The organism is Synergistales bacterium, assembly GCA_021736445.1.
GTDB lineage: Bacteria > Synergistota > Synergistia > Synergistales > Aminiphilaceae > JAIPGA01.
In genome coordinates, this window is sequence record JAIPGA010000017.1 from 1 (window position 1) to 17,134 (window position 17,134).

Below are 17,134 nucleotides of genomic sequence, written 5' to 3' on the forward strand. Positions count from 1 at the left end.
GGCGGTGTGGCGGGGGACCTCCCCCAAAAGATAACGCGATCCATTGTCGGGGCCGCCCTCAACGCAGGCGTTGTGGAAAAAAAGCGGGCGGAGATGCACGCCCTGATGCACGCCGCCATGGAAGCGATGAACAGTTTTATGGTCATGAGCATGCTGGAAGCGAGTGTGGGAGCAAAGATCGCGATCGTACGCAACGAAGGGTGGATCGCGGTGGCAGTCATGGGCGATACAGCCTATCATGCCGTCGCCCACCATGAACGCTGCGGCCTGGGCGTTATGCATATATGACCTTGTCGATCCGATGTTGTCTGTGCTACAGTATATCTTCGTGAATTACCTGCCCCGAATGGAGGTGTGAACGTATGAAAGAAAAGATCCATCCCGAATACGGTGAGTGTACCGTTGTATGCAGCTGCGGGAACACCTTTGAGACCCGCTCTACCCAGAAGGAACTGAAAGTGGCCGTCTGCTCTGAATGCCATCCTTTCTATACAGGCAAAAAAGGAAAGGTCGCTCAGGCCGGCAGGGTGGAAAAGTTCCAAAGGAAGTACGCCAAAGCCAGGTATACAGGCAAAGGCGCAACACAGGACGAACAGTGACCATGGAGGGGGGATCACCTCCCTCCATCCTTAATTTACTCTATAGATGGGTGTGAGGAGAGATCGGGAAATGTCTCTCAATGTTCGGCTTTTGTCTCATACACCTTCTCCGGATGTGGTGATAGCAGGTGCGGCTCGGCTTTGTTACAGTCAGTCCCATGCCGTATTGGCTGTCGACGAGGTCCATCGCGAGGAAAAGAAGATGCAAGCCTTTGTGCAACGGCTGCGGCGAAGCGGCCATATGTCTCCCTTCGAACATGCCACCTTCACATTTGCCGTAGACGGCCTCAGCAGGGTTACCTCACACCAGCTGGTCCGGCATAGAATCGCAAGCTTCAGCCAGCAGAGCCAGCGGTATGTGTCGCAGAGCGAGGTGGATATCGTCTGCCCACCTTGCGTACGCGATAATCCGGAAGCCTCCAGGCTCTTCCGTCAGATATCGGAAGACGCCCACAACGCATACAGACGGTTGCAGGAATTGGGCATCCCTAAAGAGGACGCACGGTACCTCCTCCCCCATGGGTGGCAGACCCATCTGATTATGACCATGAACGCACGGGAGCTACATCATTTCTTTTCGCTCCGGCTCTGCCGCAGAGCGCAGTGGGAGATCCGGATGTTGGCGGGAAGGATGCTCAGGAGGGTTCGCGAGGTTGCGCCGCTCTGTTTCGAGGTTGCAGGTCCTTCCTGTGTTGTCGAGGGACAGTGCAACGAACAGCAGCCATGTGAAAAACCATTTCGATCTACGGAGGAGCTGTTAGATGAAACGGATCATTAGAGTGCTTTCTGCTCTTGTCTGTCTGGTCGCCACTGCCGAAAAACGCATACCCGTTGGTGGACAGGCAGTCATCGAAGGGGTGTTGATGAAAGGCCCGCAGGACTGGGGGCTCTCCGTGAGAAAGCCAGACGGAGGGATCTGGCATTCCAGGTGGAGTCAGAGAAACTGGAGCAAAAAGGGCATATGGCGCCTGCCCATCTTCAGGGGCGTGGCCACCATGGCTGAAATGCTCTCCATGGGCATGAAGGCACTCACCAAGTCGGCGCACATCGCTTTGGGCGAAGAGGAGTCCTTTACCTTCCGGGATATCCTGCTTGCTGTCTCCGTGGCGCTTCTTGCTGTGGTCGGCCTCTTCATCCTTCTCCCTGTTGTCCTGGCCGATCACATCGCTCCCTATGTCACCCAGGCTCCAGCCTTCCGACACATCCTGGAGGGGGTCTTCCGAGCCGCTGTTTTTGTGGGCTATGTGGCTGTGATCGGCCTGTGGAAAGACATGCAGCGGGTCTTTGCCTACCACGGAGCGGAACACAAAACAATCAACAGCTACGAAGCGGGGGATCCCCTGGAACCGGAAAGGGTGATGGAGTCCTCGCGGATTCACCGCCGTTGCGGAACCTCCTTTATTCTTGTCGTCGTGGTGGTGAGTATCGTCGTGTTTTCGATCGCCGAAGGGGAATCCTTTGCCATGCGTATCCTGAGCCGGATTGTACTGCTGCCGCTGGTGGTAGGGATATCCTACGAGTTTATACGATGGTGCGGAAATTCGTCGGGACTGGGGGCATTCCTCATCAAACCGGCGCTTTGCCTCCAGTATCTTACGACCCGCGAACCGGACCTCGAGCAGGTTGCCATAGGGATCGATTCACTCCAGACCGCCCTTGGAACGGAAGAAAGCAACCCTCCTCCGGATGGTACCCAAGAGGAAGCCCCTTCCGCCACCTAAACTCATAACGGACCTGACTGGAAATATCCCCGGAGGAAAGCAGAAACGCCGGTTTGTACAGGAGGAAGGGTAAATGGATTTAACACACAAACTAGAGGAAGTAGAGCGACTCTATGGGGAACTGGAGCAAAAGCTCGGTGATCCCGAGATCGCCTCCAATCCGCAGGAAGTACATCATCTTGCCAAAAAGCACGCCGATCTCAAACAGATTGTAGAAACCTACAGGGAGTACAAGCTTCAGCTGGCCTGCCTCGAGGAGACCCGGGAATTGCTCGACAGCCCTGAAGAGGAGATGAGAGAACTGGCGCAGGGTGAGGTCGAAGAGCTGGAGGAGACCACGGAGACACTCCACAGGCGGTTGAAACTGCTTCTCCTCCCGAAGGACCCCAACGACGAAAAGAATGTCATCGTGGAAATCAGGAGTGGAGCGGGTGGAGAGGAAGCGGCACTGTTTGCCGCCACGCTCTTTCGCATGTATACCCGCTTTGCGGAGCGTCAGGGATGGGGTACGGAGGTTCTGGATTCCAGTGAAACCGGTATCGGCGGCCTGAAAGAGATCGTCTTCCGTATCGATGGTGCAGGCGCCTACAGCCAGTTCAAATACGAGAGCGGCGTGCATCGGGTTCAGCGGGTTCCTGCCACGGAGTCGTCTGGACGGATCCACACCTCCACCTGTACCGTAGCGGTGCTGCCCGAGGTGGAAGATGTCGAGGTAGAGGTGCGGAATGAAGACCTCCGGATCGACACCTTCAGAGCCAGTGGAGCAGGAGGCCAGCACGTGAACATGACCGACTCCGCGGTGCGGATCACCCACGAACCTTCGGGAATTGTGGTTTCCTGCCAGGACGAACGGTCGCAGCTCAAGAACAGGACAAAGGCCATGAAGCTGCTCCGTGCCAAGCTCTACGATCTGGAACTCCGGGAACAGCAAAACGCCCAGGCAGCGGAACGGAAGGGACAGGTGGGAACCGGTGATCGATCGGAACGGATCCGTACCTACAACTTCCCCCAGAACCGGGTTACCGACCATCGGATCGGGCTGACGCTCCACAAGCTGGAGCAGATGCTCGAAGGAGACATCTACGAAATGGTGGACTCCCTGGTGATGGCCGAGCAGACAGCGAAACTCCAGGAGATGGAAGCTGCTTCGTGAATATCGCAAAAGCAAGGCATTGGCTTCGCCGCACGCTGCAGCAGTACGACATTGACAACAGCATACGCGAATCCATTCTGATTCTTGAGATTGTCACGGGAAGGAACGAAGCCTATCTGCGGGCCCACGAGAATGAGCGGCTCAGTCCCGAACAGCAGGGCCGCCTCCTGGAGATTCTTGACCGGCGCTGCCGTCACGAACCGCTGGCCTATATCGAGGGCGAACAGGCCTTTTTCGGCCGGACCTTTCGGGTGGGACCAGGGTGCCTTGTTCCACGGCCGGAGACGGAGCTGCTGGTAGAGCATCTCTGCTCCTTGATCTCACCAGAGGGAATGGTGATAGATTGGGGCACGGGCAGCGGATGTATAGCGATCAGCATCCTGGGAGCGATTCCGGAAGCGCAGGCGGTAGCGGTAGACTGTTCGCCCCTGGCGCTCGGATACGCCTGGGAGAATGCGCGACGACAGAAGGTAGAGCGACGACTGCTCCTCTGGCATTCGGCAAGGGTAGGAGACATGCCCCCTTCCGCGTCGAAACCCTCTTTGCTTGTCAGCAATCCTCCCTACATCCCGACCTCCGAAACGGCGCGCCTCATGCCTGAGGTTGCCCGGTACGAGCCCCTACGGGCGCTTGACGGAGGTGAAGACGGTCTCTGGTTCGCAAAACAGCTGCTGCAGTGGGCTGGAGCAAATCTGGCTCATGGAGGCCTCGCGGCACTGGAAATCGGAGGCCAGTCGCAGTTGACGGAACTCAGGAGATATGCGCCCACTGCACTGGTTTTGGCAGAAGCTATCAATGACTATAACGGCATTGAGAGAATAGCAATATGGAAACACATCTAACAAACAGGTATTGAATATTTTCTAAAAGGAATAGTACAGCTAAAAGGAGGTTGTTGTGAATGGAAAAGCGTGAACTGGTCATTATCGGGGCGGGTCCAGCCGGCATGTCGGCAGCCATATACGGCAAACGTTCCGGCCTTGATGTGCTCCTGCTGGAACAGGGCATGCCCGGCGGACAGGTCAATATCACCGATGAAATCGAGAATTGGCCGGGAGTCCAGCACGCCTCCGGGCCGGAACTGGTTGACAGCTTTCGCAAGCATGCGGAGAAATTCGGCACCGAATTTCGTGAAGCCGATGTGAAGTCCGTTGAGCTGCGGGACGGTGAAAAGGTCGTCGTTACGGACCAGGGAGAGCTGCAGGCGGAAGCTGTTATTGTCGCTACCGGTGCGAGTTTCCGGAAACTCGGATGTCCCGGAGAGAGCGACTATACAGGCCGTGGCGTAAGCTACTGCGCCGTCTGCGACGGTGCGTTCTTTGAAGAGCAGACCATCGCCGTGATCGGAGGAGGGAACACCGCGGTCGAGGAGGCGGTCTATCTCACTCAGTTTGCGGAAAAGGTGTACATTATCCACCGTCGGGATAGCTTTAGAGCCGATCGCGTAGCGATCGAGCAGGCTATGTCCAACGACAGGATCGTTCCCGTCTGGAACAGTGTGGTCGAATCGATCCAGGGGACGGACATGGTGGAGAAGGTGGTGCTCCGTAACACCAAAACGGGAGAGACCAGCGAGCTGCCGGTAGCCGGAGTCTTTGTCTTTGTGGGATCCACCCCCAACGACGAAGCGGTACGAGGCCTTCTGGAAAGCAGCAAGGGTGGCTGGATCACAACGAAGGAATCCATGGAAACCTCCGTAGAGGGAATCTTCGCCGCCGGCGACGTACGCGACAAATTTCTCCGACAGGTCGTTACCGCAGCCTCGGACGGTGCTGTAGCAGCAATGGCAGCCTACGGATACATCTCCCAGCAGCTGCATCTCCGGAGCACCCTGCTGGAACCCGAGGAAACCACGGCTTTCTTCTACTCCAGCATTGACGAAAAACAGGCGCATCTTTCCGCGGAACTGGAAACCTGGCTTGACGAAAACGGGAAAGAGCTTACCCTTATTGATGGGTACACGAATGCTCGAATGGCAGAAAAACTTGACCTGGAGAAGATGCCCGTTTTGGTCAAATTCAAAAGGGGCGCCGTGGAGTCCGCAACGGTGGTCCATTCATTGGAAGACATCAAGTCCCAGCTCTAGAATAGATCAAGACCCTGGGCTGACCGGGCGGGTGGCCTGATTTGGCCCCCGCTCTCTTTTTATCTATAATGCGAAGGTAGAAGGCGAGGTGAGAGAGAGTGATCGTAACTGTAACGCTGAACCCGGCAGTTGACGAAGAGTATCTGTTGCCCGAGTTCACCCCGGGCGGCTGGTCCCGTGCGAATAAGGTTGTCCGTTCTCCGGGAGGAAAGGGCATCAACGTTTCCATGGTGCTCTCTCAGTTAGGCGTCGAATCGGCCGCGATGGGGTTTCTCGCAGGATTCAACGGGGAATATATCCGTGATGCCCTGCGGCGGGAACGGATCGCGACGAATTTCGTCCATGTGCCTGGCGAAACCAGAACAAATGTGTACATTGTTGATGAAATAGGGCATGTGGAAACGGGGATCGCCGAGTTAGGCCCCTACATCCCCGAAGAGGCGATCAAGCGCTTTGAAACCAACTTTGAGCGGATGCTCCATCGGGCGGAGCTGGTCAGCATTGGTGGTTCACTGCCTCCCGGCGTACCCCAGGATGCCTACCGGGATCTGATTGACCTGGCGAACGCCAAGGGAATTCCGACCTGTGTCGATGCAGCCGGTGCATCCCTCATGGCGGCCATCGAGAAGGGTCCTACCATAGCAAAGGTAGACCATCGTTTTATGTCAAAAATGGCGGGGGTTCCTTTGACCTCGCTTGACAACCTGATTGACATTGTCTCAAAGGTACATGACCATGGGGTACAGTACGCCGTGACATCCTACCGCACTTACGGCGACGTGTTCTTCACTCCTGAAGGTATCTTTCTTGCCGAACTGGAGCGACGGAGAGTGGTTTCCCTTTTCGGAGCCAGTGACGCGCTCATCGGCGGTATGCTCCTGGCCTACCAGGAGGGAATGGACATCCAGGAGGGAATCCGCTTCTGCATGGCCTGCGCCTGGCAGGATTCACTGCAGGTTGAAAAGGGAGTCAGTACTCGGGAGGCTGTGGAAGAGCTGATGCCAAAGGTCCGCGTTGAAAAACTGGATTAGATGATGGAGGAGCAGATGCCATGAAGCTAGCTGAGGTAATGGACCGTGATCTAAGCGCGATTACCAGGGACACACTGCTGGGTGAGGCGATTGAGATTCTCTGCAGGCACAGGCTCTCAGGCATTCCCGTTGTGGACAGTGTCAACAAGGTTGTAGGGTTCATCAGCGAGAAGGACATCGTCAAGGCTGCGCTCCCCGGGTACTTCGAGTACCTTCGCGATTCATCATTCATTCCGGATTTCGGCCAGTTCCATAATCGCCTGCACAAAATCAGCCGGGAACCTGTCGAAAAGTATATGATCTCTGATGTTGCAACCTTTTCAGAGGATGACAGCGATTTTTCCGTAGCGATGGTGCTGATTCAGAAGAACTTCAAACGCGCCCCTGTGGTGCAGAACGGGGAGCTTGTAGGCATCGTGAACAGGGCGGACTTGCTGGAACGCATTATGTCCAGTGACGAAGAAAAAAAGCATCATTCGGAGTAATGAAGATCCTCCTGTTCGTCTGTACGGGAAACACCTGCCGCAGCCCAATGGCCGAAGCGTTCTGCCGAAAATGGTTGTGCCAATACGGCCTGCAGGAATGCTACTCCTGTTGGTCGGCAGGCCTGTTCGCGATTCCCGGGATGCCCGCCGCGCCGCACGCACAGGTGGCGATGGAAGAGCGGGCACTGAGCCTGCTTACCCACCGATCCAGACGCCTCGAAGAAACGATGGTGCATCGATCATGGCTGGTTCTTGGATTGACGGAGGAACATGCATGGAGAATGAAGTCCCGATTCCCCCGACAGGAGGCAAAGATCTTCTCGCTCGGGGGCTACCTGTCGGAGTATGCCTGTTCGCAAGTCCCGACAACCAGGCGGACTGCGGACATCCCTGACCCCTACGGAAGCTCTCTGGAATGCTACAGAATGGTTGCTGAAGAGCTGAACCAGGCTGTCAGTTCCCTGGTGGCATGTTTACGAGAGTAGGGTACCGCCCTCCATTTGCTTCCTGTAGAGGTAAATGGGCGCGCCCCAGCAACCGATACCCACTGCAGGGGGGATAATCGTCATGAGTATGAGCATGCAGGATGCCCAGAACGCCTATCAGACGAACCAGATTCAGACCGCTTCGAGAGAGCAGCTGTTACTCCTTACCTACGATATTGGGATCAGGGCCTGCCTCCATGCCGAGAAGGCAATCGAGGCAAGGGATGTCGAATCCAGCAACACCTTGTTGAAAAAGGCTCAGGACGTTATCCGAGAACTCATGGTGACCCTGGACACGGAAAACGGGGGCGATTTTGCACAGCAACTGATGAGCCTCTACGAATTTATGTTCTATCAGCTCGTTGAGGCCAATGTGGAAAAGACAGGCGACAAGGTTGCCTCTGTACGGGAGATGCTGCAAGAACTGCGGGATACCTGGAAAGAGGCAATGGATCAGATGGCCGATCAGCAACCCAAAGAGTCGCAATGGTCCAGCGAAGGCGGCATGTACGACGGAACAGCCACTGCGAATCAGCAGCGTCGTGCTCCTGCAAGCGTTCCCAAAGGAGGGGGCTTTAGTGTTGCCGGATGATGTCGCCACCCCCCTCAAAGAGCTCCTGGAACAGGAACGATTGCTATACAGCCAACTGCACGACAAGGTGCAGCTGGAAGAACGCTGTGTGGAAGAGGCGGAATGGGAGAAACTCCTGCAGGTCTTACAGGAAAAACAGGCGCTGATCTCACAGCAGGAGAACCTCCAGGAACAGTGGGCAGAGTGGGCGGCCTTTCTCGGTGTCGAAGGTACCAGGGAAAGCCCCGCGTTCTGGAATGCTGTGGCACATCGGCTGACCTCGTCGAAATACAAGGAATTGGCGGGAGGCGTTGAAGAGATCCGACAGTTGGCCGCCGCCACCCTGTCCCGGGAACGCAAGGTACAGGATCGGCTCGAACAGGATATCGAGGCGCTCCGTGCGCAGATGATGCAGATACAGCGTGGGAAGGCCGCCTACCGGAGTTACATGAAGGCCGGAGGCGATGTATACCGAATTGTCGAGCCCAGATCATAGACAGCGCACCCTGAGAAGGGCCTCTGTAGTGTCCGTGAAAATGCTGCGGATCTTTCTTCTTGTTGGATCATGCATCCTCTATCTGCTGGCCACGGAAACCCTGGCTGCCACGAAGGATGTGGAACCGCTTACCGGGAAGGAAGAGCGGTTGCGTCGGGTAGGTTCCCGGGAGGTGGAAACCTACTGGACACGGGTCACCGACCCCGTCGTCACGTCGCGCATTTCTATGATTACGAAGAGGCTTGCAGCGTATGCCGACCGCTCGATGCCTTATGAAACGCGTGTTCTCTCCTCGGATCACCTGCTTGCCTTCTGCATCCCCGGAGGCAGGATATACTGCTCCACAGGACTGATTGATTTTTGCCGCAGTGACCCGGAATTAGCCGGCATCATCGCCCACGAGATGGTGCACACATCGGAGAAACACCCACAGAAACAGGCGACCCGCAATCTCCAGCTTTCCATCCTTCCCCTCCTTGCGGCAATCGCAACACGGGGAGAGGCTCCTGTTATTGTGATGGCGAATATGGTGCAGGTAGGGATCGCCAACGCCTACAGCAAATCGATGGAACGGGCTGCCGATCTCGGATCGTTCAAGATTCTGCAAAAGGCCGGTTATGATCCTTCCGGGCTTCTCACCGTGCTGGAACGCTTCGAGATGGAGAAGATGAAACACCCCTTTATTGAGCCGGGAGTATACAGGGACCATCCCACTCTTGAGGAACGCATCGACTGCCTTTTGGGGCACTTCGAAGATACCGAAGTGCCGCTGCATAGAAAAGGTGTCCTGCAGGTGCTGCACACCGAGGTCTTCGCTTCCGACGAAGGGTACACACTGCACCTGCACCACCAACCCCTTCTGACACTTGCCAAAAGCCCAACCCACCGCAAACAGCTTCATCGGGTACAGGATGCCCTCGATCATCTGCTTCAGCTTGAGACCCCGCCGCAGGAGATCCACATCTCCGGGAATCCCCCGTCCCTCTATATCGGCGCGCATCGTCTTTTTGATACCTCACGGATAGATCTTCCCGTTCCGCTCACAGTACTTCGGGAACGGCTGATCTCCATTCTTGCTCAGGTTCGTGGGGAGCACCCGATGGGACGCTATCTGTACTGACCGGGACATAGATCGGTCCTCTGGTCTCGGTACGGTTGGCGCAGCCGTGCTACCATGGTCTGAGTACGACAAGTCTGATCTCGGAGTGGTGCACGTGTCCCAACCGGCCCTCTACAGAACATATCGCCCATCCCGATTCTCGGATGTCAAGGGGCAGCAGGCTGCCGTTGCCGTTCTCAGGCAGTCCGTCAAAGGCGACTGCGTCTCCCACGCCTACCTCTTTTCAGGTTCCCGCGGATGTGGAAAAACCTCCGTGGCCAGGATCCTGGCCAAATCACTCAACTGCGAGCAGAGAGGGGACGACGGCGAACCCTGCAATGCCTGCTCTCAGTGCAGAGCCATTATGGCCGGTGACCACCTCGACGTCACCGAGATAGACGGGGCCTCGAACAGAGGTATCGACGAGGTGAGAGAACTCACGGCCCATGTGAGCCTTTCGCCCTTTAAGGCTCGTGTCAAGGTGTACATCATCGATGAGGTACACATGCTTACAGATCCGGCGTTCAATGCGTTGCTCAAAACGCTGGAGGAACCTCCGGCCCATGTCGTCTTTATTCTGGCTACAACAGAGCCTCATAAAGTCCCGATCACCATACGTTCGAGATGCCAGCACATCCCCTTTCATCGGATGACGTCGTCCGTCATTGAACAGCGGCTTGGAGACATCGCCGACGCGGAGGGCTTTTCCGCAAAAAAAGCCGCACTCCGCGAGATCGCCAGACAGGCTGATGGCGCAATGCGTGAAGCGATATCGCTTCTTGAAAGGGCTTCAGTGCTTTCTGACGGGGAGATTACCCAAGAAGACGTGGACCAGCTTCTCGGCGGGTGCAGCCGGAAGCGTTTGGAAAAAATCGTTTCACTGTTACGCAGCCAACCCCAACAGGCATTCTGCGAGTTGGAAGCATTGTTGGATCAGGGTGCCTCCCTGCTCGGCCTTTTGGACACCCTCTTTCTCCTGCTGAAGGATCTGTGGGTCGTCGCCAACTGGGGAGACGAGTACATAGATAAAGAAGGAATCTCCGAGGAGGAAGAGACCTTTCTCCAGGAGGAATCGGTGCGATGGTCGGCCGGAAAGCTGTGGGAGGGTATGAACTTCTGTGCCCAATGGTTGCCGCGCCTTCGCAAGGGTTTCCGTGGAGAGGCCTTTCTGGGGTTGCTGGTTGGAACCCTGGGGGAAACAGCGGAAACAGATACGGAGACGGACAGCCGGTCTGCAACATTACCCCGGGATGAGGACATGTTCGAAGCGCCTGGGGCAAAGAGCGATGCAGAGACGGATCGGAAGTCGGGAGGAGAGGGCGGACCATCCATCGGCACAGAACAGGAACGGGGTTCGTCAGATGATCAGCAGGGCGGTTTCCCCCGGGAGGACTTCACCGGGCAACCCTCCGCCATGGGGCAGGACTTCTGGAAGAAACTCAAAGAAGAATGCTTCCCGGCTGCCTGTGCCCTGGTCCGTGCCCAGTGGTACGTGGAGGATTCGACAGCCGTCTTCGCGTTTCCTTCGGATGCACGATTCGCACAACGGGTCCTGGTGACTCCACAGTACCAGGAGCGTGTTGTCGCCATCGCCACGCAGTTATGGGGAACCTCACGCTGTGTCGTGTCCATAGGCGATGCGTCGCAGGAGCTGCATGGAAGCAGTCAAAGGGGAGAGACACCTCCCGCTCAGGACAGCCAGGCACCACATGCCGTAGATGCCGTAGACCCCCGGGCTCCTGCCTCCGAGCCGCTGCAGCAGAGGGACCAGGATACAGAGGGCCCGGATCCAAACCAGAGTTCTCCGTTGCACAAACTGCTGGCCTATGCGAACGGGGAGGTACTGCTTCTTCGAGATACGGAAAACCGCATACAGGACACCACCACCGGGGAGAGCGCGCCCAATGGTGAGAGAGGAGATCACGACGAATGAACCACCCCTTCGTTCACCTTCACGTACACAGTGAATACAGCCTTCTCGACGGTGCTATCCGCACGAAGGAACTGGCAAGGATGACCCGGGAGTACGGCATGCCGGCCGTAGCGCTGACAGACCATGGGAACATGTACGGAGCTATCGAGTTCTATCAGGAGTGTGAAAAGGCGGAAGTCAAGCCGATTCTCGGCTGCGAGGCCTATGTGGATCCTGAAGGACATAGAAGGCGGGATAAAGGTGCGCGGAACTACCATCTGCTTCTTCTGGCCGAAAACCAAAAGGGCTACCGCAATCTTGTGAAGCTCATATCCAAGGCCAACACCGACGGCTTCTACTTCAAGCCACGTATCGACCACGAGCTCCTCTCTCAGTACAGTGAGGGAATCATCGCTTCTTCAGCCTGTCTTGCCGGGGAAATCCCGTCGTTCTTGAGAGAAGGGAGAGAGGAGCAGGCAGTAGAACGAGCCCTGTTGTATAGAGATATCATGGGAGAAGGCAACTTCTTCCTTGAGGTAATGCACAACTCCATACCGGAGCAGGCGGTGGTCAACAAAGGGTTGGCAAAGATAGCCAAAAAGACCGGCATACCCATGATCGCAACGAATGACGCCCACTATCCGAAAGCATCCGACGCCGAGTGGCACGACATCCTGCTCTGTGTTCAGACAAACAATACGGTGGACGATCCCAACCGATACCAATTTCCGGCACAGGAGTTCTATTTCCGTTCCCCCGAAGAGATGTGGCAATACTTCGGAGATGAACTGCCCGAAGCCCTCACCAACACGGTAGAGATCGCGGAGCGGTGCAACGTTACCTTCAATTTCGGTGACTACAGACTTCCTCATTTCGAGATCCCCCAGGGTGAAACGCTGGAGTCCTATCTGGAACACCAGGCCTGGCAAGGGCTCTCTCAGCGATATGGGGAGTCGGTATCCCAGGAGGCGAAGGACCGCCTTCAGCGCGAACTCGGCATCATCAACGAAATGGGCTATGCCGGTTACTTTTTGATTGTGGCGGATTTCATCAATGCGGCCAAAGAGCGGGACATCCCTGTAGGACCGGGGCGGGGCTCTGCAGCAGGATCACTCGTCGCCTTCGCATTGGGCATCACGGAGATGGATCCGCTCAAGTACGGGCTGCTTTTCGAGCGGTTTCTCAACCCCGAACGTGTCAGCATGCCTGACATCGATACGGATATCTCCGACAAACGCCGTGACGAGGTGCTGGAGTATGTGGTCTCCAAATACGGCCGCGAGAATGTCTCCCAGATCATCACCTTTGGGAGAATGATGAGCCGGGCGGCAGTCAGGGATGTGGCCCGGACATTGAATATCCCCTACGCCGAGGCGAACAGGGTAGCCAAACTTGTACCGGAGAAGGCCAAGACCATCCCCGAAGCGCTGGAGCTTTCCCCGGATCTGAAGAAGGAATACGAAAACAACGATTCCATGCGGCGCGTGCTGGACGTATCGAGCAAGATCGAGGGGCTTGCCCGGCACTGTTCGCAACACGCGGCAGGGGTGGTCATCGCACCCTGTCCCATCACAGACATCGTTCCTGTCCGTAAAATCGGGACCGACCAGGTGGTCACCCAGTTCGCCATGGAACCGGTTGAGAAACTGGGACTCGTGAAAATGGATTTTCTGGGTCTGCGCACCCTTTCCATTCTTGAGGACACCATCGACAACATCGGGAAGAACAGCAAAGCAATCCCGGATATGAACGCCCTTCCCATGGATGACAAGGCGACCTTCTCCCTCCTGCAGCGGGCTGAAACCATGGGGGTTTTCCAGCTGGAATCGAGTGGGATGCGCCAGATGCTGAAGCGGCTGCAGGTCGACTGCTTCGAGGATCTGATCGCAGCACTCGCTCTGTACCGCCCCGGGCCGCTCAACAGCGGGATGGTGGAGCAGTTTATCCGGAGGAAACACGGCGAGGAAGAGGTATCCTACCTCCATCCCGATCTGAAAGAGGTCCTTCAGGAGACCCATGGAGTCATTCTCTACCAGGAACAGGTCATGAAGATCGCCTCCCTCCTGGCAGGATACAGCCTCGGCGAAGCGGACATACTCCGTCGTGCCATGGCAAAAAAGAAGGCTGCGGAGATGGAAAAGCAGCGGGATACCTTTATTCCCGGCTGTGTGTCCCACGGGGTCGCCAAAGACAGGGCCGAGGAGCTCTACACACTGATTCAGGAGTTTGCCGAATACGGATTCAACAAAAGCCACAGTGCCGCTTACGCCATGATCAGCTATCAGACCGCCTATCTCAAGGCACACTATAAATCGGAGTTCCTGGCGGCCGTACTGACGAGCCATATTGGAACCAAGATAGACGATCTCGCCCGCAACGTGAGGGAAGTACAGAATGCCGGGGTGGCCGTCCTTCCTCCTCATGTCAACGAATCGGGTCCTGCTTTCACTGTTGTGGGTGACGTGATACGGTTTGGACTGGCAGCGGTTGCCAAAGTCGGACGAAGTGCACTGGAAACAGTGGTGCGTGTCAGAGAAGAGGACGGCCCCTTCGCGTCGTTCTGGGATTTCATGAATCGCATCGACCTCCGCATTGTCAACAAAGCAGTGATAGAGAACCTGATCAAGTCCGGAGCTTTAGACAATTTGGGAGGCAACCGGAGAGAGATGCTCGAAGCATTGCCGGGCTTTATGGAGATAGCGCAGAGAAAAGCCCAAAAAAACGGCCAGCGATCCCTTCTGGAGCTTGTAGACGAGGCGGAACCAGAACCGGAGTTGCCGAAACGTGATCCCTTCACACTTATGGAACAGCTGGAGATGGAGAAGGAAACCCTTGGTCTGTATATCTCCGGCCATCCGGTTGAAGAGCACGAGAAGGAGATCCAGCGATTCATAAATTGCAGGATCGCCGATATCGATTTGTGGAAATCCAGGAACACACCGATCACGATCGGAGGTCTCGTTGCCCGGGCCAAGGAGAAATACACAAAGAACGGCGACCCGATGGGCATTGTCGAGGTGGAAGATACCATTGCCAAGATAGAGGTGGTGCTGTTTCCTGATACCTGGGAGCAGGCGAAACCCTTTCTCCAAACCGGAACGATCGCTATCATCACAGGAAAAATCCAGGAACGGGGGGAACGCACCATCATCGCACAGGAAGCTGTTTCACTGGAATGGGCGCAGCAGGAGAAGACCCCCTATTGCCGTTTTGCACTGGATGTCTACGCCAGTGAAGAGAAGGAAATGAAGGAATTTGTGCGTGAACTGAAGGGACATCCTGGAGACCAGCCGATTTTGCTCGAGGTCCAGAGCACGGAAGGCACGGCCTTGGTGCAACTCCAGGGAATCAAAATTTCCGGAGACGACAATTCTCTCCAAACCATCAAGGAGAGGTTTCCCGGCTTGGTAGAACTCAAGTAACAAGCAAGCCATGTTGTAGGTTGCAGGAACAAAAGGGGGAGACAGGAATGCAGGAAATAGATGGGTTCAGCGGCAGCGAAACAGTGCTTGGGGATTACCTGGTTGTCAAGGCTCTTGAAGATGGCGTCACCGTTATCGGTCTGACCCGGGGGAACGAAACACGATTTGCTCATACGGAAAAACTGGATTTGGGTGAGGTGTGGGTGTCGCAGTTCACAAAGCACACCTCTGCATTGAAGGTGCGGGGGTACGCTGAGGTTATCACCAAACACGGCACGGTGATTGCAGGCAGGGGGGAGGATCATGCGAAAGGTTAAAATCGTTTGTACACTAGGTCCGGCCTGCACCGACTACGACACATTACGACGAATAGCCGAGGCCGGTATGGATCTCGCACGATTCAATTTCAGTCATGGCGACTATGAGTCTCACGCCATCAATTTCTCTCAGCTGCGGACAATCGAAGAGGAAATGGATCGCCCCATTGCAACGGTTCTGGATACCAAGGGACCGGAATTGAGAACAGGAGCACTGGACGGCGGAAAGATACAGCTCCACAACAACGCACCCATCGTCCTGACCCCCGATGAGGAACCGGGCACCCCTGAGCGGATCACCATCAGTTACAAAGAGCTCTACAGGGAGGTGGAAGCAGGCCAGGCCATCTTTATTGACGACGGGACACTCCACCTGCAGGTCGAAGCGATCCACCCCCCTGAAATCCATTGCCGCGTTGTCGTAGGAGGAGAGCTGGGGGAACACAAGGGAGTGAATGTCCCTGGAGTGCAGCTCACGCTGCCCGCACTGACGGAAAAGGACATCAATGATATCCGTTGGGGAGTCGAGCACGGCATGGACTATATCGCCGTCTCCTTTGTCCGGAGCAGGGATGACATTCTGGAAGTACGGAAGGTACTGGAAAACCTGAACAGCGATATGCAGGTTATCGCCAAGATCGAGACAAAATCAGCCGTCAACAGCCTTGAGGAGATCGCGGAGGTGGTTGATGGCATGATGGTCGCCCGGGGTGACCTGGGCGTCGAGATGCCCAGCGAGGATGTGCCGCTGGTACAAAAGCATATTATTGATCTCTGTCGATCCCACGGCAAACCTGTGATCGTCGCCACACAGATGCTTGATTCCATGATACGGAATCCCCGCCCCACCAGAGCAGAGGCAAATGATGTCGCCAATGCGGTGCTGGATGGCGCCGATGCGGTCATGCTTTCCGGGGAAACAGCCAAAGGGAGCTACCCCATCCTCTCCGTGGAAACCATGAACCGTATCCTTGTCAGAGTGGAGCGGGAACTGGATCTCTGGGCACGTCACAGCAGTATTCCTATTTCGACCACAACCGTTCCCGACGCTGTCAGCCACGCAGCCGTAAGTATCTCCGGCGAGCTGAACGCCCGATCCATTATCACAATCACCCAGACCGGCGAGACAGCAAGAATGGTAAGCAAGTACCACCCCCACTGCCCGATTTTGGCCGCAACGCCCTCGGAAGACACCTGGAGACGTCTGGCGCTTGTCTGGGGGGTCCAGCCCATTCGGAAAGAAAGGGGCAGTTCTGTGGAAGGGGCCCTGGACGCAGCGCTTACAGCCGCCCTGGAAAAGGGATACGTCCATGAGGGAGACCTCGTCGTGGTCACCACAGGCATACCCGTTGAGATCCCGGGAACCACAAATATGGTGCAGGTGCACACCGTAGGGAAGATCCTCGTCAAAGGCCTTTCGCTTATCAAAAAAGAGGCCCACGGCCGCGTGTGCAGCGCCCGCAATCATAGCCAAGCCGAACAGAAAATGCGACAGGGCGACGTGCTGGTGGTACCCAAGACCGATCGCAATTTCATCCCTCTCATGAAAAAGGCTTCTGCCATTGTTACAGAAGAGGGAGGCCTGACAAGCCATGCAGCTGTCGTCGCCCTGGAACTGGGAATCCCCTGTGTGGTGAGCGCACAGGATGCCACTCGCTTGCTGCAGGACGACATGACTGTCACGGTGGATGGAGCGCGTGGGGTTGTCTACCAGGGACGCGTGAAGCTCCGATAGCCTTCCGGTTCTCGGAATTCTT

Annotated in this window: 17 protein-coding genes; all 17 read left to right on the plus strand. The window is 56.1% G+C overall.

Annotation, left to right across the window (positions count from 1 at the left end):
• On the plus strand, nt 1-288 hold a 288-nt coding region (locus K9L28_04375; protein MCF7935556.1), incomplete at its 5' end, for a hut operon positive regulator HutP.
• A 74-nt stretch (nt 289-362) separates the two neighbouring features.
• A complete protein-coding gene (rpmE, locus tag K9L28_04380) occupies nt 363-599 on the plus strand; it encodes a 50S ribosomal protein L31 (protein ID MCF7935557.1) in 237 nt (78 codons plus the stop codon).
• A 70-nt stretch (nt 600-669) separates the two neighbouring features.
• Entirely contained in the window at nt 670-1,377 is a 708-nt protein-coding gene (thyX, locus tag K9L28_04385) for an FAD-dependent thymidylate synthase (GenBank protein ID MCF7935558.1), read from the plus strand.
• The gene (locus tag K9L28_04390; GenBank protein ID MCF7935559.1) at nt 1,361-2,320 is read left to right on the plus strand and encodes a DUF1385 domain-containing protein; all 960 of its coding nucleotides are present in this window, start codon (nt 1,361-1,363) and stop codon (nt 2,318-2,320) included. The genes thyX and K9L28_04390 overlap by 17 nt, the downstream gene beginning before the upstream one ends.
• Before the next feature lie 73 nt (nt 2,321-2,393).
• Nucleotides 2,394-3,473, plus strand: coding sequence for a peptide chain release factor 1 (gene prfA / locus K9L28_04395; GenBank protein ID MCF7935560.1), 1,080 nt, complete (start codon nt 2,394-2,396; stop codon nt 3,471-3,473).
• Complete coding sequence (prmC, locus tag K9L28_04400; GenBank protein MCF7935561.1) at nt 3,470-4,315, plus strand: peptide chain release factor N(5)-glutamine methyltransferase; 846 nt, start codon at nt 3,470-3,472, stop codon at nt 4,313-4,315. The genes prfA and prmC overlap by 4 nt, the downstream gene beginning before the upstream one ends.
• 59 nt (nt 4,316-4,374) lie before the next feature.
• Entirely contained in the window at nt 4,375-5,559 is a 1,185-nt protein-coding gene (gene trxB, locus K9L28_04405; protein ID MCF7935562.1) for a thioredoxin-disulfide reductase, read from the plus strand.
• A 98-nt stretch (nt 5,560-5,657) separates the two neighbouring features.
• Nucleotides 5,658-6,590: a 1-phosphofructokinase family hexose kinase gene (locus tag K9L28_04410; GenBank protein MCF7935563.1), complete on the plus strand. Its 933-nt coding sequence runs from the start codon at nt 5,658-5,660 to the stop codon at nt 6,588-6,590.
• A gap of 20 nt (nt 6,591-6,610) precedes the next feature.
• The gene (locus tag K9L28_04415) at nt 6,611-7,075 is read left to right on the plus strand and encodes a CBS domain-containing protein (protein ID MCF7935564.1); all 465 of its coding nucleotides are present in this window, start codon (nt 6,611-6,613) and stop codon (nt 7,073-7,075) included.
• The gene (locus K9L28_04420) at nt 7,075-7,560 is read left to right on the plus strand and encodes a hypothetical protein (protein ID MCF7935565.1); all 486 of its coding nucleotides are present in this window, start codon (nt 7,075-7,077) and stop codon (nt 7,558-7,560) included. Before K9L28_04415 ends, K9L28_04420 begins: the two co-directional genes overlap by 1 nt.
• Nucleotides 7,561-7,642: 82 nt before the next feature.
• Nucleotides 7,643-8,152, plus strand: coding sequence for a flagellar export chaperone FliS (gene fliS / locus K9L28_04425; protein MCF7935566.1), 510 nt, complete (start codon nt 7,643-7,645; stop codon nt 8,150-8,152).
• On the plus strand, nt 8,139-8,627 hold the full coding sequence (gene flgN / locus K9L28_04430; GenBank protein ID MCF7935567.1) for a flagellar export chaperone FlgN: 489 nt from the start codon (nt 8,139-8,141) through the stop codon (nt 8,625-8,627). Before fliS ends, flgN begins: the two co-directional genes overlap by 14 nt.
• A gap of 172 nt (nt 8,628-8,799) precedes the next feature.
• Nucleotides 8,800-9,747, plus strand: a complete 948-nt coding sequence (locus K9L28_04435) for a M48 family metallopeptidase (protein MCF7935568.1) — start codon at nt 8,800-8,802, stop codon at nt 9,745-9,747.
• A complete protein-coding gene (dnaX, locus tag K9L28_04440; protein ID MCF7935569.1) occupies nt 9,713-11,659 on the plus strand; it encodes a DNA polymerase III subunit gamma/tau in 1,947 nt (648 codons plus the stop codon). Before K9L28_04435 ends, dnaX begins: the two co-directional genes overlap by 35 nt.
• Nucleotides 11,656-15,060 (plus strand): DNA polymerase III subunit alpha, encoded by a 3,405-nt coding sequence (locus tag K9L28_04445; protein ID MCF7935570.1) that lies wholly within the window; start codon nt 11,656-11,658, stop codon nt 15,058-15,060. Before dnaX ends, K9L28_04445 begins: the two co-directional genes overlap by 4 nt.
• A 47-nt stretch (nt 15,061-15,107) precedes the next feature.
• Nucleotides 15,108-15,377: a trp RNA-binding attenuation protein MtrB gene (gene mtrB / locus K9L28_04450; GenBank protein ID MCF7935571.1), complete on the plus strand. Its 270-nt coding sequence runs from the start codon at nt 15,108-15,110 to the stop codon at nt 15,375-15,377.
• The gene (gene pyk / locus K9L28_04455) at nt 15,364-17,112 is read left to right on the plus strand and encodes a pyruvate kinase (GenBank protein MCF7935572.1); all 1,749 of its coding nucleotides are present in this window, start codon (nt 15,364-15,366) and stop codon (nt 17,110-17,112) included. Before mtrB ends, pyk begins: the two co-directional genes overlap by 14 nt.
• Nucleotides 17,113-17,134 lie beyond the last annotated feature (22 nt).

Bases quoted from the DNA above. Each gene is read 5' to 3' on its own strand.
- K9L28_04420 (MCF7935565.1), top strand. From the start codon at position 7,075: ATGAAGATCCTCCTGTTCGTCTGTACGGGAAACACCTGCCGCAGCCCA.
- prfA (MCF7935560.1), top strand. From the start codon at position 2,394: ATGGATTTAACACACAAACTAGAGGAAGTAGAGCGACTCTATGGGGAA.
- trxB (MCF7935562.1), top strand. From the start codon at position 4,375: ATGGAAAAGCGTGAACTGGTCATTATCGGGGCGGGTCCAGCCGGCATG.
- K9L28_04390 (MCF7935559.1), top strand. From the start codon at position 1,361: ATGAAACGGATCATTAGAGTGCTTTCTGCTCTTGTCTGTCTGGTCGCC.
- K9L28_04415 (MCF7935564.1), top strand. From the start codon at position 6,611: ATGAAGCTAGCTGAGGTAATGGACCGTGATCTAAGCGCGATTACCAGG.
- pyk (MCF7935572.1), top strand. From the start codon at position 15,364: ATGCGAAAGGTTAAAATCGTTTGTACACTAGGTCCGGCCTGCACCGAC.
- mtrB (MCF7935571.1), top strand. From the start codon at position 15,108: ATGCAGGAAATAGATGGGTTCAGCGGCAGCGAAACAGTGCTTGGGGAT.
- K9L28_04445 (MCF7935570.1), top strand. From the start codon at position 11,656: ATGAACCACCCCTTCGTTCACCTTCACGTACACAGTGAATACAGCCTT.
- rpmE (MCF7935557.1), top strand. From the start codon at position 363: ATGAAAGAAAAGATCCATCCCGAATACGGTGAGTGTACCGTTGTATGC.
- fliS (MCF7935566.1), top strand. From the start codon at position 7,643: ATGAGTATGAGCATGCAGGATGCCCAGAACGCCTATCAGACGAACCAG.
- thyX (MCF7935558.1), top strand. From the start codon at position 670: ATGTCTCTCAATGTTCGGCTTTTGTCTCATACACCTTCTCCGGATGTG.